This is a genomic window from Rhizorhabdus sp., assembly GCF_018006725.1.
GTDB lineage: Bacteria > Pseudomonadota > Alphaproteobacteria > Sphingomonadales > Sphingomonadaceae > Rhizorhabdus.
In genome coordinates this window covers 1-24754 of sequence record NZ_JAGMXV010000036.1, presented here as the reverse complement: position 1 = coordinate 24754, position 24754 = coordinate 1, and the positions used below count along the sequence as shown (strand labels likewise).

Sequence of the window (24754 nt, the reverse complement as noted above, 5' to 3'; positions counted from 1 at the left end):
CATCAGGAGACGAAAATGCCCAAGCTCAAGACCAAGAGCGGCGTCAAAAAACGCTTCAAGCTCACGGCCACCGGCAAGGTGAAGCACGGCGTCGCCGGCAAGCGTCACCGGCTGATCAGCCACAATTCCAAGTATATCCGCACCAATCGCGGCACCACTGTTCTCGCCGAGGCCGATACGGCCCGCGTGAAGCTGTGGGCCCCGTACGGCCTGAACTGAGGGAGGACCGCTAAATGGCACGCGTCAAGCGCGGTACGACCACCCACGCCAAGCACAAGCGCATTCTTGGCGCGGCGAAGGGTTATTATGGCCGCCGCAAGAACACCATCCGCATCGCTCGCCAGGCCGTCGAGAAGGCCGGGCAGTATGCCTATCGCGACCGCAAGGTTAAGAAGCGCTCGTTCCGCGCGCTGTGGATCCAGCGTATCAACGCTGCGGTCCGCGCCGAGGGCCTGACCTATGGCGTTTTCATGCATGGGCTGAAGCTGGCCGGCGTCGAATTGGACCGGAAGGTCCTGGCTGACCTGGCGATGCACGAGGGTGACGCTTTCAAGGGCATCATCGCCCAGGCGAAGGCCGCTCTCCCCGAGGACGCCCGCGTCGCGGCGTAAGTCTTCGGACAAGAACCAGAAGGGGCGCGGTGGCGATAGTCACCGCGCCCTTTTTGTTTGGAAAGAGTGCGCTTCATCTCAACCGCTGTCATTCCCGCGCAGGCGGGAATCTATATGCTCTGAGGCCTGAGCCTCTTGCGGTGTCGGCGTATGGATCCCCGCCTGCGCGGGGATGACGGGAGAAGAGGCGTATGCAGAAGCAGCCGGCCGTCTACATTCTCGCCAGTGCAAGACATGGCACGCTCTACATCGGCGTGACCTCCGATCTGCTTGGGCGGGTGCATCAGCACCGGGAAAGCTTGATCAAAGGCTTCTCCAGCCGCTACGGGGTCTCGCGCCTCGTATATTATGAGTGCTTCGACGACATGATCTCCGCGATCACGCGGGAGAAGCAGCTCACAAAGTGGCGGCGGGACTGGAAGCTCAATCTGATCGAAGCGTCCAATCCTGGTTGGGATGATCTGGCGGAAGGCCTTGGCCTCGGTCCTGCCATCCCGAAGCGTTAGAAAATATGGATTCCCGCCTCCGCGGGAATGACAAGGGTGGGTCAGTGACAAACGAACAGGATCAGTCGCTCTCGGAGATCGCATCGGCGGCGACGCTGGCCGATCTGGAGGCGATTCGCGTGCGGACGCTGGGCAAGTCGGGCACGATCACCGCGCTGCTCAAGACGCTCGGCGGGATGACCCCCGAACAGCGACAGGTCGAAGGGCCGCGCATCCACGCGCTGCGCGAAGCCGCCACCGCCGCGATCGCCGACCGCAAGGCCGCGCTGGAGAGCGCCGCGCTCGAAGCGCGCCTCGCCACCGAGAAGCTCGACATGAGCCTGCCGGTCACGGCGGCGGCGCAGGGTTCGGTCCACCCGGTCGCGCAGGTGATGGACGAGCTTGCGGAGATCTTCGCCGATCTGGGCTTCGCGGTCGCGACCGGCCCCGAGATCGAGGACGACTGGCACAATTTCACCGCGCTCAACATTCCCGAGACGCATCCGGCACGGGCGATGCACGACACCTTCTATTTCCCGGACGGCGAGGACGGGCGGAAGATGCTGCTGCGCACGCACACCTCGCCGGTCCAGATCCGCACGATGATGGAGCAGAAGCCGCCGATCCGCATCATCGCACCCGGCCGCACCTATCGCTCCGATTCCGATGCGACGCACACCCCGATGTTCCACCAGGTCGAAGGGCTGGTGATCGATCGCGGCATCCATATGGGTCATCTGAAGTGGACGCTGGAAACCTTCGTCAAGGCCTTCTTCGAGCGCGACGACATCGTGCTGCGCCTGCGCCCCAGTTTCTTCCCCTTCACCGAGCCGTCGGCCGAGGTGGACGTTGGCTTCACCTGGGAGAAGGGCCGACGCGTGATCGGCGGTGATCCGGCGGCGGGCAATGGCGGCTGGATGGAGATTCTCGGCTCCGGCATGGTGCACCCGCGCGTGATCGCGGCCTGCGGGCTCGACCCGGAGGAGTGGCAGGGCTTCGCCTTCGGCTGCGGCATCGACCGGCTGGCAATGCTCAAATATGGGATGGACGACTTGCGCGCCTTCTTCGACGGCGATCTTCGCTGGCTCAAACATTATGGCTTCGCCGCGCTCGACGTACCCACACTGTCGGGGGGAGTGGGCGCATGAAGTTCACCCTGAGCTGGCTCAAGGAGCATCTGGAGACTGAGGCGAGCCTGTCGGCGATCGTAGACGGGCTGACCAAGGTCGGCCTCGAGGTCGAGGGCGTCGAGGACCCCACCGAAAAGCTCGGTGCCTTCCGCATCGCCCGCGTGCTCAGCGCCGCGCCGCATCCGCAGGCCGACAAGCTGCAGGTCCTGTCGGTCGACGTCGGGCAGGAGGCGCCGCTGCAGGTCGTTTGCGGTGCGCCCAACGCCCGCGAGGGTCTGGTCGGCGTGCTTGGCCAGCCCGGCGACTATGTGCCGGGGCTCGATGTCACGCTGAAGATCGCTGCGATCCGGGGCGTCGAATCGCGCGGGATGATGTGCTCGATGCGCGAGCTGGAACTCGGCGAGTCGCATGATGGCATCATAGAACTGCCCGCCGATGCACCGGTCGGCGCGGTCTATGTCGACTGGGCCGGTCTTGCCGACCCGGTGATCGACATCGCGATCACGCCCAACCGGCAGGACTGCATGGGCGTGCGCGGCGTTGCCCGCGACCTCGCGGCGGCAGGCTTGGGCACGCTCAAGCCGCTCAACATACCGAGCATCGCCGGGCAGGGCGAATGCCCGATCGAGATCCGCACCGACGACCCCGATGGCTGTCCGGCCTTCTTCGGCCGCGTGGTGCGCGGCGTCGTCAATGGCGACAGCCCCGAATGGATGGCCAAGCGGCTCAAGGCGGTCGGCCAGCGGCCGATCTCGGCGCTCGTCGACATCACCAACTATGTGATGCTCGACCATGGTCGCCCGCTGCACGTCTATGACCTGGCGAAGCTGCACGGGTCGCTGGTGGCGCGCAAAGCGAAGCCGGGCGAGCAGGTGCTGGCGCTCAACGAGAAGAGCTATACGCTCGACGAGACGATGACCGTCATCGCCGACGCCAATGGCGCGGACGACATCGCCGGCATCATGGGCGGCGAGAAGACCGGCGTCACCGGGGCGACCACCGACGTGCTGATCGAGTGCGCCTATTTCACGCCGGAAGCGGTCGCCCGCACCGGCCAGAAGCTGGGCATCACCTCGGACGCGCGTACCCGCTTCGAGCGCGGCGTCGACCCGCAGTTCCTCGCCAATGGTCTCGCTATCGCGACCAGGCTGGTCGTCGACCTGTGCGGCGGTACGCCGACGCAGGTCGTCGAGGCGGGCACACCGCCCTCGGGCACCAAGGCGCTGCGCTACGACCCGACCCTGACCGAAAAGCTCGCAGGCCTCCATGTCGAGGTCGATCGCCAGCGCGCGATCCTGACCTCGCTGGGCTTCGGCATCGACGCCGTCTGGAACGTGTCGGTGCCGAGCTGGCGCCGCGACGTCGACGGGCCGGCCGACCTGGTCGAGGAGGTCGTCCGCATTGTCGGTATCGACAACATCCCCTCGACGCCGTTGCCTCGTGCCGAGGGCGTAGCCCGACCGACAGCAACGCTGTTGCAGAAGATCGAGCGCCGTGCACGCCGCACGGCGGCAGCGCGCGGGTTGAACGAGGCGGTGACCTGGAGCTTCATCAGCGAGGCCGAGGCTGCCCCCTTCGGTGGTGGCGCCTGGACTCTGGCGAACCCGATCAGCGAGGATCTGAAGGTCATGCGGCCGTCGCTGCTGCCGGGCCTGATCGCGGCTGCGCGGCGCAACGCCGATCGTGGCGCTGGCAGCATCCGGCTGTTCGAGATCGGCCGCCGCTATCTGGCGAACGGTGAGGGTTTGACCCTCGGCCTGCTGCTGGCCGGCGACCGTGCGGCGCGCGACTGGCGGACCGGCAAGGCCCAGCCGTTCGACGCCTTCGATGCCAAGGCTGAGGCGGTCGCGTTGCTAGGCGCGATCGGTGCGCCGGTCGACCGCGTGCAGCTGTACGAGGCGCAGGCGAGCGGTATCTATCATCCTGGACGTTCCGGATCGCTGCGGCTCGGTCCGAAGACGGTGTTGGCCGAGTTCGGCGAACTCCATCCTGCGATCGCCAAGGCGTTCGACATGGATGGCGTGGTCGTGGCGGCGGAGATCTTCCTCGACGCGGTGCCTGCGAAGCGGGGTGGCAGCGATCACATGCGTGACGCCTATGCGCCGCCGGCGCTGCAGCCGGTTCGCCGCGACTTCGCCTTCCTGATGGCGGCGGACAAGGCGGGCGACGATCTGCTGCGCGCGGTGCGGGGCGCCGACAAGAGCGCGATCCTCGACGTCCGTCTGTTCGATGTCTTCCAGGGGCAGGGCGTGCCCGAGGGTGAGAAGTCGGTCGCGATCGAAGTGGTGCTGCAGCCATCGGAGAAGAGCTTCACCGATGCCGAGCTTCAAGCCATCTCCGAGCGCGTCGTGGCGGCCGCCGCAAAGGCCGGAGCGCGCCTACGGGGATAAGCCGTCCGGCATTCCGGATGGCCGTAACCGTCAGAGGGGTTGTTTCGCCGAGGCGGCACGGGTCGAATAGCTGTGCCAGGTGAAGATCGCGGCAGCGCCGCGATACGGGCGCCAGGCCTCCGCCAGCCGGCGAGTCTCGCGTTCGGAGGGGCGGCCGGCGAGGCCGAGCAGCCGGCCCGTCTCGATCTGGACCGCAAGATCGCCGGCGGGCCAGATATCTGGGCGCCCCTCGGCGAACAGCAGGTAGATTTCCGCCGACCACCGGCCGATGCCGTTGATCGCGGTCATCTGCCGAATCGCCTCCTCGTCATCCTCGGGAAGGCGTTCGAAGTCGATCATCCCGCTCGCAACATGCTCGGCCAGGCTGCGCGCATAGGCGGCCTTCTGTCGTGACAGGCCGGCGAGGCGCAGCGTTTCGTCGGAGGCGCGGGCAATCGCTTCGGGCTGAAGACCGCCGCCGACCTGGGTTTCCAGCCGGGTCCAGATCGCATTGGCGGCAGCAACGCTGACCTGCTGTCCGACGATCGTGCGCAGCAACGTCTGGTAGCCGCGATCGCGGATGCGGGGTTCGGGATAGCCGATTGCGGCGATCGTCCGCGCAAAGGCCGGCTCGATGGCTGCCAGCGCGTCCAGGCCTTGTCGCAATTGCACCGAGGAAAGGCTCATTTCGGTTCCTGCTCTTGATTTCGCTGGGCTTGCGCGACATAGCCGCGCCAAATCCGCAGTCTATTGTCGGGGGAGTGCTAATGCCCAAGTTGGTTGTCGTCACGCGCGAGGGTGAAGAGTCGGTGCTCGATGCCGAGGCCGGCCTGTCGGTCATGGAAGTCATCCGCGACGCGGGCATCGACGAGCTTCTGGCGCTCTGCGGCGGTTGCTGCTCCTGCGCTACCTGCCATGTCTATGTCGATCCGGCATTCGTCGGTGTCCTCCCGGAGATGAGCGACGACGAGAACGACCTGCTCGACAGCAGCGATCATCGCGACGAGCGTTCGCGCCTGTCCTGCCAGATCGCGATGAGCGACGAACTCGACGGCCTGACGGTCACGATCGCTCCTGAGGATTGATCTGTTGGGGGCCGGGCTCTGCCCGGTCCTCCCGCTTCTTGCGAACTTATGTGCGGGGCTGCGGTCTTCGCGTGTCCGGCTCAGCCGCGCGTAGCGATGGCGTAGAGCGCGATCGCGGCGGCATTGGAGATATTCAGGCTCTCCACCCGCGGGCTGATCGGCAGCTTGGCCAGTTCGTCGCAATGCGCCTCGGTGTTCTGGCGCATGCCTTCCCCTTCCGCCCCCAGCACGATCGCGATGCGCGCATCGCCGATCACGTCGCCCAGCGTCGCCTTGGCATGGCCGGTCAGGCCCACCCGCCAGAAACCCGCCTCGGCGACCTCCTCGAGCGACCGCGCGAGATTCACGACGCGGACCCACGGAACCTGCTCCAGCGTACCCGACGCCGCGCGCGCCAGCGCCCCGGACTCGGGCGGGGCGTGGCGATCCTGGGTGACGATGCCGAGCGCATCGAATGCGGCGGCCGAGCGCAACACCGCGCCGACATTGTGCGGGTCGGTCACCTGATCGAGCACGATCAGCGGCCGGCGGTCGTCGCGGCCCTGGTCGAGCAGGTCGCCGAGCCAGATTTCGGGCAGCGGGTCGACCTCGATCACCAGCCCCTGATGCGGCGCATCGTGCGGCACAAGGCGGCCGAGATCGGCGACATCTGCATAGGTGACCGGCAGTACGGGGGGCAGGTCGAGCGCGGCGACAGCCTCGCGCGTGCCCCATAGGCGCTTCACGGTCCGGTTGGGATTGGCGAGCGCCGCGATGACGGCATGACGTCCCCAGAAGCGGGGACGGTTCGACGGCGATTGGGATGGGCGGTGGCCTCTGCGCATGACATTGCCTTAGCGATCAGCTGGCGGTTCATGCAAGCGCGCCGAATGGCGAGATTTTTGCGCAGCGGGCGTTGACAGCGTCGCCGCGAGCCGCCATGGAGCCGCCTCGCTTCAGGCGCCTCCGGAGGGGTGGCCGAGTGGTTAAAGGCAGCAGACTGTAAATCTGCCCGTGCAAGCGTACGCTGGTTCGAATCCAGCCCCCTCCACCATCCTTCCTGCTGGTTTTCCCTGAGCCGTCTCGTACGGCGTCGCATCGCTTCCGGCCATGTTCCCGCGCGGCGATGGATTGACCTCGCGCGGCGCGCGCGTGCAAGGAGCCGCCATGCGTATAGCCTTTACCTGCGAACCCGATGCCTATCTGACCGAGGGGCGGACCATGATGGGCCGCCGGTCCGCCGGCGCAGCCTTCCTGCGCGCTGCCGTCGAGGCGATGCCGCCCGATCAGCCCTTCATCCTCTTCGGAGGCAAGCGCAGCGGAGCGGCCGAGATCGCCAAGGCAATCGACGCGGTGACGCCCGGTCGCCAAATCCAGTGGATCGCCGGTAACCGGACCGACCAGTTAAAGCAGATTGGCACCCTCTTTCGGCTCGACCCCGGGCTGGGCGCCGATGCCCGCCTCCGCTTGCGCGAGAATCCGCTCGCCTACAGCCTGTGCGGCATTACCCACACCCTGTCCTCCCTGCGCGCGCAGGAGATCATCACCGGCTATGTCACCGAACCGATGATGGAGTGGGACGCGCTGATCTGTACGTCGACAGCCGCCCTCGATGTCGTCAGGACGTCGATCGAGGCGGCGATCGATTATCATCGCTGGCGCATGGGGGGCGATGTTCGACCCGATCTGCCGATGTTCCCGGTCATCCCGCTCGGCGTTCATGCCGCGACGTTCGCGCCAGCGGCATCGCGTCGCGCCTCGGCGCGGGCGCGGCTGGGCCTGACCGAAGACGATGTCGTCGTGCTCTATGCGGGACGCCTGTCCTTCGCCACCAAAGCCCATCCTTATCCGATGTATCGCGCGGTCGAGGCGGTCATCCGCCGCACCGGCAAGCGGCTTGTACTCGTGCAGGCGGGACAGTCGGCCAACGCCTCGGCCGATGAGGCGGTTCGTGCCGCCGCCGGGAAATATGCGCCGTCAGCGCGGCACATCTTCGTCGACGGGGCCGATGACGACCAATATTTCGATGCCTTTCAGGCAGGCGATATCTTCATGTCGCTGGCCGACAATGTGCAGGAAACCTTCGGCATCACCCCCATCGAAGCGATGGCTGCGGCCTTGCCGGTGATCATCAGCGACTGGAACGGCTACAAGGACACGGTGCGCCAGGGCGTCGATGGCTTCCGGATTACGAGCTGGGCGCCGAAGCCCGGCGCCGGAGCCGAACTCGCGCAGCGGTTCGAGGTCGACAAGGCCTATGAGCCGTTCTGCGCGCGCGTCGCCGCCGCCGTCTCGTTCGACCATGAGGAACTGGCGGACCGGCTCGAAATGCTGGTCAACGATCCTGATCTTCGTCGCCGGATGGGCGAAGCGGGACGGCTCCGTGCCGAGCGGGACTATGACTGGGGGGGGATCTATCGGCGCTACGTCGAATTGTGGGCCGAACAGACCCGCCGCCGCAGCAAGGGGCTGTTGTCGGCGGCCCAGAAGATCGCGACGCGTCCTGCGATGCACCCGGGCCACCTGGACGGCTATCATGTGTTCCGGACCTACCCGACCCACCTGATGGAGAGCGACACGGTCGTCTCGCCGGTGCCGGATTCGACGGGGCGTATTCGGTCGACCGTTCTTGGCGAGCTACTGTTCGCGCATATCGAACTGTCTGCCGAGCAGGCGCGCAGGCTGATCGCGATCGTCGACAAGGGGCCGATCCTGCTCGGCGATCTCGGCAAGGCGATGAGGATGACCGACGCTGCCGTCGCCGTGCTCGCCGGCAAGCTCGCCAAGATGGACATCGTGCGCCTGAGCCGAAGCGAGGCGGCAACGAACTAGGGCGCCGTTGGCAGGCCGGGGTGGCTACTTCGCAACCCCGGCCGTCGCGGGCTTATTTCAGCGAGAGGATATAGTCCGCGATCTGCGCCGCCATGGTCGGGTTCTTCAACCCGCCAAAGGGCATGCGGGTGCCCGGCACGACCTTCTGCGGCGCCTGGATGAAGGCGATCAGATTGTCGCGGGTCCACACGACCTTGGATGCTTTCATGGCGGGCGAGAAAGCGAAGCCCGGAACGTCTCCGGCCTTCGTGCCGCCAATGCCCCAGAGGTTGGGGCCGATGCCGTTCGGCGCACCCTTGTCGACCTTGTGGCAGGCACCGCAGACGCCAAAGGCTGCTGGCTTGGGCAGCGGCGCAGCGGAAGCGCCAGCGGCGATGGTCAGGGTGGCGATCGAGGCTGCAACCAGGCGAAGAAGCATCTATGACCCTTTCGATATGCCGGACCCTGTCAGGTGATCATCGGCGATTTCGGCCCTCTATTGCGGTGCAGCGTCTGTCGCAAGGCTGAACGGAGGGGCATTCGCGCCCGTCGCCCTTAACTTAGATTGATTCATGTGTGTTTTTATACATAGATGCTGACACGGTGAACTTCGTTGGGGGAGGATTCGCCGAAGCCGACGGCGGTTGCTGCCAAAACAACATTTGCCGGCTTGGCCATGATGTCGAAGGGGGTCGCTTTGTGATCAGGTCGGAATTGGTTCAATTGTTGGCGCAGGAAAATCCGGATCTTTCGCCCAAGGAAGTCGAAAAGATCGTCGCGACTCTGTTCGATGCCATCAGCAAGCGCCTTGCCGAAGGCGGTCGTGTCGAATTACGCGGGTTCGGCGCCTTTTCGACACGGTCGAGGGGTGAGCGGGTGGGGCGCAATCCCCGCACCGGGGACACCGTTCCCGTTTCGGCCAAGCGCGTGCCTTATTTCAAGCCGGGCAAGGAGATGCGCGAGCGTCTCAACGTCTGATCACGGTCGGGGCGGGGCAAATCCCCCTTGGCGACCAGGGCGGCGCTGGCTATTCAGCGCGCTCCGCGCTGCGGGCGTGGCGAAATTGGTAGACGCAACGGACTTGAAGTCGCATCGAGTGCCCATGGGGAAACCCATGGTGCAGAACTGCTCAAATTCGGGGAACCCTTCTTCCTGGCGATCCCGAGCCAAGCCGGTGCCATAGCGCCGGAAGGTGTAGAGACTAGACGGGCAGCGCCTACATCCGCATGCGGATATCCGCATGAAGACAGGGCGAAGGTATAGTCCAGACCACGAACGCCCTTCGGGACGGCGGCGAAAGCCGAAGTGGTACGAAAATCCGTAAGGTCGCGAGACCTGTGGGGGTTCGATTCCCCCCGCCCGCACCATTCCCCCCGCACCATTCCCATCGCTTCCGCGACTCCATCCCGGCGCCGTTCCGAAATGCCGCCTGGGCCGGGATTCGTGCGATCGAACCTCCGGGCAAATGTTAGCTTGTGCAAAGTGCGCGCCCGGATCGGCTTTTTATATTTCGTCCGACAGGATTTTGAGGCACTTGTCTTGGAATTGCCGGGGGTTCGGGTCCGCGCGGGGGCGGCGGAGCAGGGAGCGACGAAAGACCATGACGTGTCCGTTGGGTGTGGCGTGAGGCTGTTCGGCCCCATCATTGCTGTGGCGGCCGTGCTGCCGGCCTTGCTGATACCATCGCTCGCGTCGGCGCAGACGGCCAATGCGGTGTCGGCTGTGGCGGGGCTCGCTCCCGCACCGGCTTCTGCGACCGCCGCGCCCAATGCCGCTCCGGCGCCCGGTGCTCTGAAGCCTTATCGCATCAATCCGGGCGACGAGATCGAAATCTATGTCTGGGGTGACGAGCGGCTGCAGCGCGTGCTGAAGGTGCTGCCGGACGGCAGCGTCTCCTTCCCGCTCGTCGGCCGGATCGATGCGTTGAACAAGTTGCCGACCGATCTGGAAGGGGTGATCGCGGCGGGCCTGTCGGATCAGTATCGCAACAGCGTCCCCCGCGTGACCGTGTCGGTCAAGAATCCGAGCGGACTGAGTTTTTCGGTCGCCGGCAAGGTGCGGCAGCCTGGTGCGTTCCAGCCCGGCCATTATGTCAACGTGCTCGAGGCGATCAGCGTGGCGGGCGGGCCGACCGAGTTCGCCGACCTCAGCCGGGTGAAGATATACAGAAAACAGGGGGCTCAGATTCAGGTGATCGACGTTCGCCTCGATACGGCGATGAAGGGATCCCCGTCGCAGACCGATCTGCGCGGCGCGATCATCGAACTGCAAAGCGGCGACACGGTGGTGGTCCCTTGAACGCCCGCTGCTACATCGCCGCAGCCGCAGCTGCGTTCGCATTGGCCGGCGCCTCCACGGCTGCGCTCGCCAAGACGACCTTCTCGGTCGAGACCGACTATCGTCTCGGCTATGACGCCAATCCGTTCCTGTCTGCGGGCAACGATGTTTCGGCCACCTATATCGAGACCTCGATTGCGCCGCGCCTGACCATACAGAGCGCTAAGGGGCAGACCACCGCGTCAGGCCATTTCGACCGGACCGGCTATCTGAACAATTATGGCAAGAACGACGCTTATGGCGCGGTGCTCGAAACCCAGCAGCGGGTCACGACCAAGCTGACCGTCTTCGGCGCGCTGCGTTATGACAGCGAGGTGATCGGCCAGGGACGCGACGACGTCACCGGTGATCCGATCGACGCGCCCGACGTCAACCTGATCGGCCTCCGTCGCCGCTCTAACACCTATGCGGCCAGCGGCGGCTGGCAATATCAGGCAACGCCGAAGGACGTCATCAGCGCGGATGGCGGCTATACGGCGACCCGCTTCTCCAACGGTCCGGGGGGCGCCGATTCCGACAATTATGGCGGCCGCATCGGTTGGAAACACGCGATCAACGCCAAGACGAAGGTGGGCATCAGCGGTTCGGTCTATCGGATCGAATATGACACGGCTGGACTCAGCACCCTGATCATGCAGCCGCAGTTGACCTTCTCGACAGTGTTGAGCCCGACCTGGTCGGTCGATGCCTCGCTCGGCATGTCGTTCAGCCGACTCAACCTGCCCGGCATCGCCCCTTCGGTGAACACCCAGGGGCTGGCCGGGTCGCTCCAGCTCTGCCACACCGGGCGCCGGACCAATCTCTGCCTCGTCGCGGATCGCTCGGTCAGCGCCTCCGGCGCAGGCAGCACGGTCGAGCGGACGCAGGTCGGCGTCAATTACCGCCACACGCTCAGCGAGCGCATGACGTTCCTCTGGAACGGCAGCTATTCGCGCAGCGAGGGGCAGGCGGGCCTGCTCGGAACGCGTCAGTTCGTGTCGGGCCGCGGCGGCCTGGAATATCAGCTGCAGCGCGGGCTGAAGATCGGCGCAGAGGGCTATTATCGCGATATCTATGGCCAGGGCTTCCCGGTGAAAGCCGATGTCGGCGGCGACATCTATGCCACCATCCAGCTGGTGAAGCGCTGACATGAACGATGCCGGTGATCCCGCTGCGCTGAACGAGGTCGAACTGTCGGATGGGTTGCTCGCCTATCTGCCGCAGATCCTGTCCCAGCGCCGCTGGCTCGTCGTCATTCCCTTCGTGGTCAGCACCGCGACCGGTGTCGGTCTGGCTTATGGCTTGCCGGCCTATTACCAGTCCTCGGCAACGGTCGTTGTGGAATCGAAGGAACTGCCCGAAGCGATTGCGGCGACGGCGGTCAACGACCTGATCGATCAGCGCATCGCTCGGATCAAGCAGCAGATTTTGAGCCGGCCGGGCCTGATAGAGATCATCCAGCAGAACGACCTTTATCAGTCGGAGCGCCGCAAGCGTTCATTGTCGGCGATCATCGAGATGATGCGCAAGGCGACGGCGATCACCCCGGTAACGGCCGATATCGACAAACTTGCAGAGCGGCGCGGTACCTCGAGCACGATCGCCTTCGCGGTGTCGTTCACCTATTCAGACCCGGCCAAGGCGCAGGCCGTGACGCAGCAGTTCACCGAAAAGCTGCTCAAGCTGGATAGCACCCAGTTGGCGGCGCAGGCCGACGCGACCGTGGGGTTCCTGCGTGACCAGTCGGGACAGATTCAGGGGCAGATATCGGAACTCGAAGGCCGTATCGCCGACATCAAGGCGCGCAATGGTCTGGCGCTGTCGCGGATCGGGGGCTTCATCCCCTCGACCGCCAATTATGACGTCCAGATCGCCCAGCTCCAGCGTGAGAACACCGAACTGCAGGGACGCCTCAATAGCGGCAGCACCAACGCCGACGAACGGGTGTCGCAGGCCGAAGCCTCGCTTGCCGCCGCGCAGGCGCTCTATTCCGACAACCACCCCGACGTGATCGCCGCCAAGCAGAAGCTGACTGAGGCGCGGGCCGCCGCGCGGGCCAATACCGGGCCTCGCAACAACCCGGCGATCAGCGCGCAGATCGCGGCGAACAACCGTACGATCGCTTCGCTCAGCAGCGCCAAGACGGCGGATATGTCGCGTGCCAACGCTGCTGTCGCAGCCCAGAGCGGGGCCCCGCTGATCGAGGAGAGCATCCGCCAGCTTGAGGCCAAGGCTGATGGCCTTCGGGCCAATTACGAACGGATATCGGGCAACCTGCTGGCTGCCGAGGCGGCGCAGAAGATGGCAGAGGAGCAGCGCGGCGAACGGCTGGTGCTGGTCGACCCGCCGACGCTGCCCGACGAACCCGATTCGCCCAATCGCGGCCTGCTCGTCGCCGGCGGTCTCTCGGTCGGTCTCGCTCTCGGTCTCGGTCTTGCGCTGCTCGTCGAATTGCTGCGCCGTCCGATCCGGGGCGCGGCCACGCTGCAGCATATGCTGGGCGTCGGTCCGCTCGTGGTGATCCCGACGCTCAAGCCCAAGGGCAAGGGTCGTGGCAAGAAGAAGGCGCGGGGCGGCCGGGGACTGTTCCGGCGGCGCGGCAAGGCGGCAACGGCATGAACGCGCCGGCTCAGCCCGATATGGAACAGGATGCCGCGGGCGTGGCTGCCGAGGAACCGGTCCGCAGCTTCGAGCAACTGCGCGAAACCGGTATCTATGGCTTCGACAGCAAGGATATCCGGTCGCGGCCTTTTACCCTTTTGCGCGCACAGATCCTGCGGATCGCCCGGTCGCGGGGTTGGCGGATCATCGGCATCACGTCACCGACGCCCAAGGTCGGCAAGAGCTTCGTCGCGTCCAATCTGGCAGCGGCGCTGGCCCGGTCTCCCGACCTCCACACCTATCTGTTTGACTTCGACCTGCGTCGTTCGACCATCGCCAAGAATTTCCGGCTGACCGGACGCCATGGTGTGTCGCACTTCCTCGACGGCACCATCGACGATCTTCGGCAAGTGGCGCGGACGATTCCCAACGAGCAGCTGACACTTTTTCCGAGCTATCCCAATGCGGGGGCATCGGATGAACTGGTAGCGTCGACGCGAATGGATTCGCTCATCGCGGCGATGCGCCAGCTGCCTGAAAACAGTCTGTGCCTGTGCGATCTTCCGCCGGTGTTCGCCAATGACGATGCGGTCGTGATCAGCCAGAAGATCGATGCTTTTCTGATGATCGTCGAGGATGGGGTGACGACGCGCAAGCAGATCCGCGACAGCTTCCGTCTGCTGGCGCCGGCGCCCTGCATCGGCACGGTACTCAACCGCTACAGCGCGGGTCTTGCTGCGGACGACTATGGCTATGGCTATGGCCAGGAAAAGCGCTACGGCAGCTATTATAACGAGTGAGGCGCTGGGGAGCGCCGTTCGCACTGGACGAGGGGCAGGCGCATGCAGCAGAAGTGGATGTTGGCGGGGGCAACTGCACTGGCAGGTGCCGCGGCAATGGTCGGCGCGCAGACCGGACCGGCGCCCTTTCTCGATCCGGGCTATCTGACCCTTGTCGACGTGGTGCCGCCCGCCCCCATTCCGCAGGAACCCAAAGGCATCGCTGATCTCGCAGTCTACCGGGCGACCCGGGCGCTGGCGGGCACGCAGCGCTGGACGATGGCGGTCGACGACCAGGCCGGCGATGCCGCGGCGATGATGCGCGCGTTCGGATGCGCCGCCCGCGTCTCGATCACACCGCAGACTGCCCCGCGTACGGCGGCCTTGGTCGAGCGGGCCTCACGCGATGCGGTGCGCGAAGCCAACGAGTTGCGCGCCTATTACAAGCGCCGGCGCCTTTTGCTGACCGAATCGGGCCCGACCTGCGTCACGCCCGATGATTCGATGCGGATGAGCTATGACTACCCGTCTGCCGATGCCACCAGGGGGTGGACCTGGGCACTGGTGCTCGCCGAAATCCTGCACGAACGCGCCGCGCCGATCATGGCGCGAGGCCGGGCCTATGGCGAGAGCGGCGTGGTGTGCGGAACTCACAGCATGAGCGCGGTTGACGCGGGGCGTCTGACGGCCTCGGCGACCTTGGCTATCGTGCGGACCGAGCAGGCTTATGGCGATGGCATTGTTGCGGCGCGGTCGGAGCTTGCTGCCCTGCAGCGCAGCGGAGCCGCTCCTTCGGCCCAGATGTGCGCCGCCGAAGAATTGCTGGTGACCCAGCCCATCTATCGATGATCCGTCCCTGTTTGGGGCGGGACAAGACACAGAAAAAAGAAAAGGCCGCGCCCTAAAGCGCGGCCTTCCCTGTTCGATAGCCACGACCGCCGAAGCGGTCGTGCGCGAATTACATCGCGTTCGAAGCGTTGTCCGCCGGAGCAGCCATGTTCGAATCGGCCATCGCGGCGTTGGTGTCGACGACGGCGTCAGCAGCGTTCTCGACGACGGCGGTGTTGTTCTCGGCAGCGGGGGCTGCTTCCTTCGAGCAGGCAGCCAGCGAGAGCGAAGCAACGGCGATGAGCGAAAGGGCAACGATCTTCTTCATGATCGAATTCTCCGGAAGTGGATTAAAAAGAGAGTGGCTCGAACGATTTCCAATCACGTTCAGGCTTGTTTCCCCCCGAAACAGGCGGGGACTTCTTACCGTTTTGCGCAGTGCGATGCAATGTCTCTTGTTCCGGTAGTTAATCAGGCTGTTTTTCCGGCTCCGAAACGGTCTCGGGTGCCGGTGCCGTAACGGTCGGCGTGGCTCCGTCGGTAGCCGGTTCGGCGACCCCCAGCCCGGCGTCGGCGTCGGCCGCACCGAGCGCGTCGCTGGGCGAAAGCCCTGCGTCGGCGTCGGCGCCCGCGCTGAAATTGTCTTCCTGATCCAATATTTCGGCGCGCCGCCGCTGCAGATAGGCCGATCGCGTCGCGGCATAGGGGTCGAGCGTCGAGGCAAGGAAATTGTCGGCGCCGCTCTCGATCAACCCGTCCCGGATGCTGATTACCTGGCTTGCGGTCAGCGCCAGTTGCGAGCCCTTGGGCAGATCGCATTCGCGGGTGCACACACGATAGGGGTCCAGGAACCACGAACTGCCTGTGCCGACGCCGTCGCGCAGCGTCGACGGTCCGAGCAGCGGCAGCATCAGATAGGGGCCGCCATTGGCACCCCAGGCGGCGAGGGTCTGGCCGAAGTCTTCATCGGCGCGCTTGATCCCCATACGGCTCGCCTGGTCGAACAGTCCCGCGACGCCGATCGTGCTGTTGACCAGGAAACGGCCGACATTGCGCGCGGCCCGGTCGCCCTTGCCTTGCAGGATGTTGTTGATGAACGAGAAGGGCTCACCGACATTGGCGAAGAAGTTGCGGATACCGTCGCGCGCGGGCTTCGGCGCCACGCCGCGATATACCTGCGTGACCGGCTTGACGAGGATCTTGTCGGCGCCCCGATTGACCGAGAATATGGCGCGATTGAAGCCCTCGAGCGGGTCCTTCTCCGCAAGCCTGTCGGTCCCTACGCGCGTGGACGTACAGGCAGAGAGCAGCAGGCCCAGGGCTGCGACGCCCAAAATCCGAGCCGATGAACGCATGATCGATTTCCCTTTCGGGCGGGTGGCCCGCCGGCGGTGAGACTCGCGGAACGCCTTGGAGTTCCTTGTCGGGAGGGCATGCCGCGCAGGCTTCCGGCGGGCAAGCGCCTTGACCGCATATAAAGATTTCTTTATGTCTGCATATATGCCGCTCGACGCATTGGCCATATTCCGGGCGCTTGCCGACCCGACCCGTCTTCGCATCTTCCATCTGCTGCGTGCGATGGAACTGTCGATCGGCGAGCTGGCACAGGTTCTCGGGCAAAGCCAGCCACGGGTTTCCCGTCACGTTAAGATATTGAGCGACGCCGGCCTCGCCGAGCGTCGCAAGGAAGGCAGCTGGGTCTTCCTGGGGCTGGGGCATGAGCAAGCGGTAGCGCCGCTTTTTGCGGCAATGGACGGCTGGAATGGCGCGAGCGACGAGAATTGGGTCGCGACTGATCGCGCGCGTCTCGCGGCCGTGCGAGCCGACCGGGCCGCTGCTGCTGCACGCTATTTCGCCGATCATGCCGAGGAATGGGACGCGATTCGCTCGCTCCACGTTCCCGAGAGCGCGGTCGAACGACAGATATTGTCGATTCTGTCCGATTCGCCTGTCGGTCGATTGGTGGACATCGGCACGGGCACCGGCCGGATGATCGAACTGATCGGCGAACATGCCGATTCGGCGCTGGGCATCGATCGCAGCCCGGAAATGCTCCGGCTTGCGCGGGTCAAGCTGGCCGAGGCAGGCCTGGATGGGGCCGAGCTGCGCCAGGGCGACATGTACGCTCTGCCGCTGGCCGACGGCACGGCCGATCTCGTCCTGCTGCACCAGGTCCTGCATTTCGCGCAACATCCCTCGGCGGCCATCGCCGAATGTGCGCGGCTGCTGTCGCCCGGCGGCCGGCTGCTCATCGTCGATTTCGCAAGCCATGACCTGGAAGAGCTGCGCACCCGCGACGCCCATGCACGGCTGGGTTTCGGCGACGAGCAGATCGGTGCCTGGTTCGCTTCGGTCGGCCTCCGCCTCGATCGGGTCGAGGAGCTGGTCGGCGACGCATTGACGGTCAAACTGTGGTTGGGCGTGCGCGGTCAGCGCGCGCAGTTGAAGGTAGCATCATGAGCACTGTTCCATTCAGTCAGCTCGAGGAAGCCCGCCGGGCCCTCGATACGCCGCTGTTCGCCGATCTGGCCGGCGATGCCGCCGTTTCCTTCGAATTCTTCCCGCCGAAGACGGAGAAGATGGAGGAGAGTCTGTGGGCCGCGATCCAGACGCTGGCTCCGCTGTCACCGCGCTTCGTGTCGGTCACCTATGGCGCCGGCGGTTCGACCCGCGAGCGGACCCACCAGACGGTCGAGCGGATCGTGCGAGAGACGGGCATTCCTGCCGCTGCGCACCTGACCTGCGTCGAGGCGAGCAAGGCCGACATCGAGGAAATCGCCCGCGCCTATTGGGCGGCGGGCGTGCGTCACATCGTCGCGCTGCGCGGCGATCCGCCGACCCAGGGTGCCAGCTTCGCGCCGCATCCTGACGGCTATCGCAATGCGGCTGAACTGGTGTCGGGCCTCAAGGCGATCCATCCGTTCGAAATTTCGGTCGCGGCCTATCCCGAGAGCCATCCCGAGGCGGTGAGCCTCGAAAGCGATCTCGCCAATCTGAAGGCGAAGTTCGACGCAGGCGCGACGCGCGCGATCACCCAGTTCTTCTTCTCGCCCGAGACCTTCTTCCGCTTCTGCGACAAGGCGCGCGCGGCGGGGATCGAGGGCGAGATCGTGCCGGGCATATTGCCCGTGTCGAACGTCGCGCAGACGCGCAAGTTCGCGGCGATGTGCGGGGCGGCGATTCCAGCCTGGATGGATCGCCTGTTCGAAGGCCTCGACGACCATCCCGCCGCCCGCCAGCTGATTGCCGCGACGATCGCGGCCGAGATGTGCCGCCGCCTCTATGCAGGCGGTGTGCGCGAATTTCATTTCTACACGCTCAACCGGGCGGAACTGGCATTCTCGATCTGTCACCTGCTGGGTCTGCGCGCGAAGGGCGCGGGCCTCGAGGTGGCGGCCTGAGATCGGGACGGGGGACAGACCATGCACAGATCAGAAGCGGCGACGATCTTCCGCGACCAGGCGAAGCAGCGCATCCTGCTGACCGACGGCGCCTTCGGCACGATGATCCAGAGCTACAAGCTCGAAGAAGCCGATTATCGCGGCGATCTCGACCTGCCCTGCGACCAGAAGGGCAATAACGATCTGCTGGTGCTGACCCGGCCCGACGTGATCGACGCGATCACGCGCCAATATCTGGACGCCGGATCGGACATCGTGTCGACCAACACTTTCAATGCGAACATCATCAGCCAGGGCGATTATGACGCGGTCCATCTGGTCCGCGACATGAATGTCGCCGCGGCGTCGATCGCACGCAAGGCTGCCGACGATTATGCCGCCCGCGATGGCCGGCCGCGCTTCGTCGCGGGGGCGATCGGCCCCACCAACAAGACGCTGTCGCTGTCGCCCGACGTCAACGATCCCGGCTATCGCGCGATCGACTTCGACACGATGCGCGACGTCTATCAGGACCAGGTCGCCGGGCTGCTCGACGGCGGCTGCGACTTCATCCTGATCGAAACGGTGTTCGACACGCTGAACGCCAAGGCCGCGATCATGGCCGTGCTCGACGAGCAGGCGAAGCGCGGGACCGAAATCCCGATCATGCTGTCGATGACGATCACCGACATGTCGGGCCGCAACCTGTCGGGCCATTCGGTCGAGGCCTTCTGGTATGCCGTGCGCCATGCGCATCCGCTGACGATCGGGCTCAACTGCGCCTTCGGGGCCGACCTGCTGCGTCCGCATGTTCAAGTGCTCTCCGCAATGGCCGACACGCTGGTCATGATCTATCCCAATGCGGGCCTGCCGAACGACCTCGGCCAATATGACGAGCAGCCGGCGACCACCGGCGGTTTCATCGGCGATTGGGCGGATCAGGCGCTGGTCAACGTCGTCGGAGGCTGCTGCGGCTCCACCCCTGCGCATATCGCGGCGATGGCGGAGGCGGTGAAGGGCAAGCCGCCGCGCGAACCGCATGTCCACGACCATCGCACCCGGCTCGCCGGGCTCGACCCGATGACGATGGTGGCCTGACCATTCCGACCCTTTTTATCGGCTTAACCCTGCCGCTGACCGACGATCTGGAAGACCCGAGATAATGACGACCACCTCCACCGCGCAGTTCGTGAACATCGGCGAGCGGACCAACGTGACCGGTTCGGCCGCGTTCAAGAAGCTGATCATGGGCGGCGACTATACCAAGGCCGTCGAGGTCGCGCGGCAGCAAGTCGAGAACGGCGCGCAGATCATCGACGTCAACATGGACGAGGGGTTGCTCGACGCTGAGGTGGCGATGACCACCTTCCTCAAGCTGATCGCGGCCGAGCCCGACATCGCGCGCGTGCCCGTCATGATCGACAGCTCGAAATGGTCGGTGATCGAGGCTGGCCTGAAATGCGTGTCGGGCAAGCCCATCGTCAATTCGATCAGCATGAAGGAAGGCGAGGACGCCTTCCTAGCTCAGGCGCGCAAATGCCGGGCTTATGGCGCTGCCGTCGTGGTGATGGCGTTCGACGAGGTCGGGCAGGCGGACACGAAGGAACGCAAGGTCGAGATCTGCGAGCGGGCCTATCGCCTGCTCGTCGCGGACGGCTTCGCACCCGAGGACATCATCTTCGACCCGAACATCTTCGCGGTGGCGACCGGCATCGACGAGCATCGCCGCTATGCGATCGACTTCATCGAGGCGACGGCGGAGATCAAGAAGCGCTGTCCGCATTGCCACATCTCGGGCGGCGTCTCGAACCTCAGCTTCTCCTTCCGCGGCAACGAACCCGTGCGCCGCGCGATGCACAGCGTCTTCCTCTACCACGCCATCCAGGCGGGCATGGACATGGGCATCGTCAACGCGGGCCAACTCGACGTCTATGACGCGATCGACCCGGAACTGCGCGAAGCCTGCGAGGACGTCATCTGGGACCGGCGCGAGGACGCGACCGAGCGCCTGATCACGCTGGCCGAACGTTTCCGGGGCACCGATGCCGCCGCCGAGAAGGCCGCCGAGGAATGGCGCGGCTGGGATGTCGCCAAGCGGCTCGAACATGCGCTGGTCAAGGGCATCGATGCCTATGTCGTCGACGATACCGAAGAGGCGCGCCAGCGTTTTGCCCGGCCGATCGAGGTCATCGAAGGGCCGTTGATGGACGGCATGAACGTCGTCGGCGACCTGTTCGGGTCGGGCAAGATGTTCCTGCCGCAGGTGGTGAAGTCCGCGCGTGTGATGAAGAAGGCGGTTGCCTATCTGCTGCCCTTTATCGAGGCGCAGAAGACGCCCGGGCAGCGCGCCAAGGGGCGCATCATCATGGCGACGGTCAAGGGCGACGTCCACGACATCGGCAAGAACATCGTCGGCGTGGTCCTCCAGTGCAACGGCTATGAGGTGATCGACCTCGGCGTGATGGTGCCCTGGATGGACATATTGAAGGCGGCCAACGAGAATGACGCCGACATCATCGGCCTGTCGGGGCTGATCACGCCCTCGCTGGACGAGATGGTGACGGTAGCGGCCGAGATGCAGCGCAGCAAGATGACCATGCCGCTGCTGATCGGCGGTGCGACCACGTCGAAGGTCCACACCGCGCTGCGCATCGCGCCGGCCTATCAGGGGCCGGTGATCCACGTCCTCGACGCCAGCCGCGCGGTCGGCGTCGCCTCGACGTTGCTGTCCGACACCCAGCGCGATGACTTCGTCGCAAAGACCTCCGCCGATTATGACGCGGTCCGGCGTGCGCGCGAGGGCAAGGGGCAGAACGAGCTGGCGACGCTGGAGGAGGCGCGCGCAAACGCTTTCGTCGCGGATTTCGCGCTGAAGCCTGAAGCGCCGAACAAGCCCGGCCTGCATGTCTTCGGCGATTGGTCGCTGGAGGATCTGCGACCCTATATCGACTGGACGCCCTTCTTCCGCGCCTGGGAACTTGCGGGCAACTACCCGGCGATCCTCGACGACGAGATCGTCGGCGAAAGCGCGCGCAATCTGTTCGCCGATGCGCAGCAGATGCTCGATACCGTCATCGCCGAGAAGTGGCTGACCGCGCGCGGCGTTGCCGCACTCTGGCCCGCGCGTTCATCGGGTGACGACGTCCTGATCGAGCATGAGGGCGGCGAGGTGCGGCTGCCATTCCTGCGGCAGCAGATCCGCAAGCGCGAAGGGCGGGCGAATATGTGCCTGGCCGATTTCGTCGCTCCCGCCGGCGACTGGCTGGGGGGCTTCGCGGTCGGCATCCACGGCATCGACGAACATATTGCCCGCTTCAAGGCGGACCACGATGATTATCGCGACATCCTCCTGAAGGCGCTGGCCGACCGTCTGGCAGAAGCCTTTGCCGAGCGGCTCCACCAGCATGTCCGGACCGACCTGTGGGGCTATGCCGAGGGCGAGCAGCTGACCAACGAGGCGCTGATCAAGGAGCAATATCGCGGCATCCGCCCGGCGCCCGGTTACCCGGCCTGTCCGGACCACAGCCAGAAGCCGATCCTGTTCGACCTTCTCAAGGCCGGCGACAATGCCGGTCTCGTCCTCACCGAGAGCTTTGCGATGCTGCCGACGGCAGCGGTGTCGGGCTTCTATTTCGGCCACCCGGAGGCGAGCTATTTCGGCGTGGCGCGAGTCGGTCGCGACCAGCTCGAGGATTATGCGGCGCGCCGTGAGGTGGATCTCGACACGGCAGAGCGCTGGCTGCGGCCTAACCTGGATTGACGAAGGCAGCGATCGCGATCGACAAGGCGCTAAGCAATTCCTCACGCATGCTGCGTTAGGGGTCTGGAATGCGCGCTGTCGGTCTGATCGTCCTGCTGAGCCTGTCCGGCGCCGCCTATGGCGGACCGTTCACCGTTGAGTCGAGCGGCCAGTCCTTCGCCAGCCTCGCAGCCGCCGTCTCGGCGATCGGAGATGACAGCGGGACAATCCTGATCGCGCCCGGCCGCTATTCCGACTGTGCCATCCAGCAGGCCGGCCGCATCCGCTATCGGGCCGTTCGCCCGCTCAAGGCCATCTTCGACGGGGGCATCTGCGAGGGGAAGGCGGCGCTCGTCCTGCGCGGGCGCGAGGCGCGGATCGAAGGGCTCGTCTTCGAGAATATGAAGGTTGCGGAGGGCAATGGGGCCGGGATCCGGATCGAGAAGGGCGACCTGTTCGTGTCGGGCAGCCTGTTTCGCAATTCGGAGCAGGGCATTCTCGGCGCCGACGATCCCGCGTCCTCGATCGTGATCGACCGCTCGACCTTCTCCGGGCTCGGCCGCTGCGACCGCGGACTGGCCTGTGCGCATTCCCTCTATCTCGGCGCCTATCGCGAAGTGACCGTTCGTCGCAGCCGCTTCGAGCGGGGGCTGGGCGGCCATTATGTGAAGAGCCGTGCACGCCGGATCGAGGTGGCCGACAGCAGCTTCGACGACACCGAGGGACGGGCGACCAATTACATGATCGACCTGCCCGAAGGCGCGTCGGGCCATATCCTGCGCAACGTGATGGTGCAGGGGGCGGACAAGGAGAACCGGTCCGCCTTCATCGCCGTGTCGGCCGAGGGGCGCACCAACCCTTCCTCGGGTCTCGTCGTGACCGGGAACCATGCGACACAGGTCCGCGAGGCGAACTGGCCGACCAGCCTTGTCGCCGACTGGACCGGTAGCGTGAAGAGCGTCGCTGACAATGTCGCGATCGGCAGGATCGAACTGCTCCAGGCGATGGGCGTCGAGGATGGAAGCCTCAAGGCCCGCGTCTATCGCTGGTTCTATCGACAGGCGGCATCGCTGAAGCACCGCCTGTTCGGGTGACGGCGCGCCCCGACCTTATTTCGGGCAGTTTCCGCCGAGATCGAGGCAACGGCCATCAACCGGCACCGGCGGCTTGACGCCGATAACCCCGGCCAGCGTGGGCGCGATGTCGACCACCTCGGCGCTTGCCTTGCGATCCTCGGACGGCGCGCCCGGCCACCAGAACAGGATCGGGACCTGACGATCATGATCCCAGGGCGTGCCATGGCCGGCGACCGTATCGCCGGCTTTCTGCGGTCGACCGAAGGACGTGCGTTCGCGGAAGACGACCAGGATGTCGCCCGACCGCTCGCGGTCATAGCTCAGCCGCAGGCGCTGCAGCAGCGTCATCATCTCGGGCGGTGTGCCGATCGGGACCGACGCCGCCTCGACCTCGGGGCCGGTATAGGCCTCGACCACCTCCGGCTGCTGCCGGATCCAGGCGAGTGCTGCTGTCCGAATGGCGAGCCGCTTGGTCTCGTCGTCCATCGCCTTGATGTAGATCTGGGTCGGATCGCCGCCGAGCAGCGGGGATTCGGTCAGCTTCAACTCGTTCTTCAGCGCCGTGTCGAGCCGGCCGAGGAAGGCACGCGAATCGAGCCGGGTCGCCTTCGCGTCATGTTCATGCTCGCGTTCGGCGGCATCGGTCGCTCCATGATCGGCGGTCAACACGACGACGAACGGCACTTTCTGCGCTTCCACCGCCTTGAGCAGCCGACCGATCGTCGCGTCGAGAGCCGCTTGCTGCGCACACATTTCCGCGCCGCCGTTGCCAAAGCGGTGGCCGATATAGTCGGTCGCCGACAGGCTCACGGTCAGGACATCGGTCTTGGGGCCCTGCCCCAGCTTCTCGCGGGCCAGGATCTGGGTCGCGAAATCGACGGCGAGCGAATCATAAAGCGGCGAAGCGCGAAGCGAGCCCTGGAAAGCCCTGGTCGACAGGAAGCCCTTCGCCTTGAGTGAGTCCGTTTCCGCTTCAGGCGGCACGCGGCCGGAGAGGTCGATGTCACCGAAATGATGTGCCTTCTGAAGCGCCGCGCAGCGCTTGGGCAGTTTCGGCCACAGCTTGGGCGGGCGCTTCGCCCACCGCGCTAGCAGTGCGGCATCGAATGCTGCGGCGGGGGCGGTGACCGCTTCGGTCGTGGGGCCCGCATAAGGCGAGGTGACGAAGCCCTTGCCGTCCGACCACCAATAGACGCCATCGGCCGTCTTGCCGGCCATGGTGATCGCACCCCGATCCTTGCCGGACACGGCGAAGACGCGAGCACCCGGCTCGGCCGCCTTGGTCCAGTCGCCCAGTGTCGTCGCGCGGATGTTCTGGTGGCCTCTCGCCTCCGGATCCGACTGGCCCGGAACGGCTAGACAATAGACGCTCTTCCCCGTCTTCCGGTCGATCCAGTCATTGGCAATGATACCTGTGCTGGTCGGATATCGGCCGGTCAGAATCGCCGAATGCCCCGGGCAGGTCTCGGTCGCTGCCTGGCTGTGATAGGCGACGGGATAGGCGATCCCGCCCGCAAGCGTCCTGAGGCCAGCAACATAGCTGTCGCGATAGCGCTGGAAGACCT

Annotated in this window: 24 protein-coding genes and 1 tRNA gene; 19 read left to right on the top strand and 6 right to left on the bottom strand. The window is 65.4% G+C overall.

The features are described 5' to 3' along the window. The first annotated feature begins 15 nt into the window (after positions 1-15). The 5 genes from rpmI (at position 16) to pheT (ending at position 4616) form a co-directional block, all read left to right on the top strand. Positions 16-219, top strand: a complete 204-nt coding sequence (gene rpmI / locus KAY22_RS07790; RefSeq protein ID WP_012048647.1) for a 50S ribosomal protein L35 — start codon at positions 16-18, stop codon at positions 217-219. Positions 220-233: 14 nt separating this feature from the next. Then, positions 234-611 carry a 50S ribosomal protein L20 gene (rplT, locus tag KAY22_RS07785; protein ID WP_296621915.1) on the top strand — a complete coding sequence of 126 codons (378 nt, stop codon included), beginning with the start codon at positions 234-236 and terminating at the stop codon, positions 609-611. Between the two features lie 191 nt (positions 612-802). Then, a complete protein-coding gene (locus KAY22_RS07780; protein ID WP_296621913.1) occupies positions 803-1117 on the top strand; it encodes a GIY-YIG nuclease family protein in 315 nt (104 codons plus the stop codon). 5 nt (positions 1118-1122) lie between these two features. Continuing rightward, on the top strand, positions 1123-2244 hold the full coding sequence (gene pheS, locus KAY22_RS07775; protein WP_296621911.1) for a phenylalanine--tRNA ligase subunit alpha: 1122 nt from the start codon (positions 1123-1125) through the stop codon (positions 2242-2244). Continuing rightward, on the top strand, positions 2241-4616 hold the full coding sequence (gene pheT / locus KAY22_RS07770) for a phenylalanine--tRNA ligase subunit beta (protein ID WP_296621909.1): 2376 nt from the start codon (positions 2241-2243) through the stop codon (positions 4614-4616). The genes pheS and pheT overlap by 4 nt, the downstream gene beginning before the upstream one ends. A gap of 30 nt (positions 4617-4646) precedes the next feature. On the opposite strand, the gene KAY22_RS07765 is transcribed toward pheT, so the two are convergent. Beyond that, positions 4647-5282 carry a DNA-3-methyladenine glycosylase 2 family protein gene (locus tag KAY22_RS07765; RefSeq protein WP_296621908.1) on the bottom strand — a complete coding sequence of 212 codons (636 nt, stop codon included), beginning with the start codon at positions 5280-5282 and terminating at the stop codon, positions 4647-4649. Positions 5283-5362: 80 nt separating this feature from the next. Between KAY22_RS07765 and KAY22_RS07760 the strand changes: the two genes are divergently transcribed. Then, positions 5363-5680, top strand: coding sequence for a 2Fe-2S iron-sulfur cluster-binding protein (locus tag KAY22_RS07760; RefSeq protein ID WP_165323859.1), 318 nt, complete (start codon positions 5363-5365; stop codon positions 5678-5680). 80 nt (positions 5681-5760) lie between these two features. Here KAY22_RS07760 and rlmB read toward each other — a convergent pair whose 3' ends face one another. After that, positions 5761-6504 (bottom strand): 23S rRNA (guanosine(2251)-2'-O)-methyltransferase RlmB, encoded by a 744-nt coding sequence (rlmB, locus tag KAY22_RS07755; RefSeq protein ID WP_296621905.1) that lies wholly within the window; start codon positions 6502-6504, stop codon positions 5761-5763. Positions 6505-6627: 123 nt separating this feature from the next. Here rlmB and KAY22_RS07750 point away from each other — a divergent pair. Together KAY22_RS07750 and KAY22_RS07745 are read left to right on the top strand one after the other, a co-directional pair. Beyond that, positions 6628-6713, top strand: a tRNA-Tyr gene (locus KAY22_RS07750). Between the two features lie 113 nt (positions 6714-6826). Then, on the top strand, positions 6827-8491 hold the full coding sequence (locus KAY22_RS07745; RefSeq protein ID WP_296621903.1) for a glycosyltransferase family 4 protein: 1665 nt from the start codon (positions 6827-6829) through the stop codon (positions 8489-8491). 52 nt (positions 8492-8543) lie between these two features. Here KAY22_RS07745 and KAY22_RS07740 read toward each other — a convergent pair whose 3' ends face one another. Next, the gene (locus tag KAY22_RS07740; RefSeq protein WP_296621901.1) at positions 8544-8909 is read right to left on the bottom strand and encodes a c-type cytochrome; all 366 of its coding nucleotides are present in this window, start codon (positions 8907-8909) and stop codon (positions 8544-8546) included. 260 nt (positions 8910-9169) lie between these two features. On the opposite strand from KAY22_RS07740, the gene KAY22_RS07735 reads away from it, so the two are divergent. The 6 genes from KAY22_RS07735 to KAY22_RS07710 all read left to right on the top strand — a co-directional run bounded on the left by KAY22_RS07735 (position 9170) and on the right by KAY22_RS07710 (position 15015). Continuing rightward, positions 9170-9448: an integration host factor subunit beta gene (locus KAY22_RS07735; protein ID WP_296621899.1), complete on the top strand. Its 279-nt coding sequence runs from the start codon at positions 9170-9172 to the stop codon at positions 9446-9448. 504 nt (positions 9449-9952) lie between these two features. Continuing rightward, a complete protein-coding gene (locus KAY22_RS07730) occupies positions 9953-10768 on the top strand; it encodes a polysaccharide biosynthesis/export family protein (RefSeq protein ID WP_296621897.1) in 816 nt (271 codons plus the stop codon). Beyond that, complete coding sequence (locus tag KAY22_RS07725) at positions 10765-11934, top strand: hypothetical protein (protein ID WP_296621894.1); 1170 nt, start codon at positions 10765-10767, stop codon at positions 11932-11934. The genes KAY22_RS07730 and KAY22_RS07725 overlap by 4 nt, the downstream gene beginning before the upstream one ends. Before the next feature lies 1 nt (position 11935). Then, entirely contained in the window at positions 11936-13405 is a 1470-nt protein-coding gene (locus KAY22_RS07720) for a lipopolysaccharide biosynthesis protein (protein ID WP_296621892.1), read from the top strand. Then, complete coding sequence (locus KAY22_RS07715; RefSeq protein WP_296621890.1) at positions 13402-14187, top strand: CpsD/CapB family tyrosine-protein kinase; 786 nt, start codon at positions 13402-13404, stop codon at positions 14185-14187. The genes KAY22_RS07720 and KAY22_RS07715 overlap by 4 nt, the downstream gene beginning before the upstream one ends. A gap of 42 nt (positions 14188-14229) precedes the next feature. Continuing rightward, entirely contained in the window at positions 14230-15015 is a 786-nt protein-coding gene (locus KAY22_RS07710; protein WP_296621888.1) for a phosphatase PAP2 family protein, read from the top strand. A gap of 109 nt (positions 15016-15124) precedes the next feature. Here the strand turns inward: KAY22_RS07710 and KAY22_RS07705 are convergent, their stop codons facing one another. Together KAY22_RS07705 and KAY22_RS07700 are read right to left on the bottom strand one after the other, a co-directional pair. Then, positions 15125-15322: a circumsporozoite protein gene (locus KAY22_RS07705; RefSeq protein ID WP_296621885.1), complete on the bottom strand. Its 198-nt coding sequence runs from the start codon at positions 15320-15322 to the stop codon at positions 15125-15127. 139 nt (positions 15323-15461) lie between these two features. Continuing rightward, positions 15462-16349: a VacJ family lipoprotein gene (locus KAY22_RS07700; RefSeq protein WP_296621883.1), complete on the bottom strand. Its 888-nt coding sequence runs from the start codon at positions 16347-16349 to the stop codon at positions 15462-15464. 133 nt (positions 16350-16482) lie between these two features. On the opposite strand from KAY22_RS07700, the gene KAY22_RS07695 reads away from it, so the two are divergent. From KAY22_RS07695 to KAY22_RS07675, 5 genes are all read left to right on the top strand, one after another. Beyond that, the gene (locus KAY22_RS07695) at positions 16483-17454 is read left to right on the top strand and encodes a metalloregulator ArsR/SmtB family transcription factor (protein ID WP_296621881.1); all 972 of its coding nucleotides are present in this window, start codon (positions 16483-16485) and stop codon (positions 17452-17454) included. Further along, positions 17451-18395, top strand: a complete 945-nt coding sequence (gene metF / locus KAY22_RS07690; RefSeq protein ID WP_296621878.1) for a methylenetetrahydrofolate reductase [NAD(P)H] — start codon at positions 17451-17453, stop codon at positions 18393-18395. Before KAY22_RS07695 ends, metF begins: the two co-directional genes overlap by 4 nt. Positions 18396-18416: 21 nt before the next feature. Next, positions 18417-19472 carry a homocysteine S-methyltransferase family protein gene (locus KAY22_RS07685; protein WP_296621876.1) on the top strand — a complete coding sequence of 352 codons (1056 nt, stop codon included), beginning with the start codon at positions 18417-18419 and terminating at the stop codon, positions 19470-19472. Between the two features lie 64 nt (positions 19473-19536). Then, a complete protein-coding gene (gene metH, locus KAY22_RS07680; protein ID WP_296621874.1) occupies positions 19537-22134 on the top strand; it encodes a methionine synthase in 2598 nt (865 codons plus the stop codon). 68 nt (positions 22135-22202) lie between these two features. After that, on the top strand, positions 22203-23207 hold the full coding sequence (locus KAY22_RS07675) for a right-handed parallel beta-helix repeat-containing protein (protein WP_296621872.1): 1005 nt from the start codon (positions 22203-22205) through the stop codon (positions 23205-23207). A 15-nt stretch (positions 23208-23222) separates the two neighbouring features. On the opposite strand, the gene KAY22_RS07670 is transcribed toward KAY22_RS07675, so the two are convergent. Next, positions 23223-24754: alkaline phosphatase family protein (locus tag KAY22_RS07670; protein ID WP_296621869.1), on the bottom strand; the 1532-nt coding region annotated here is incomplete at its 5' end.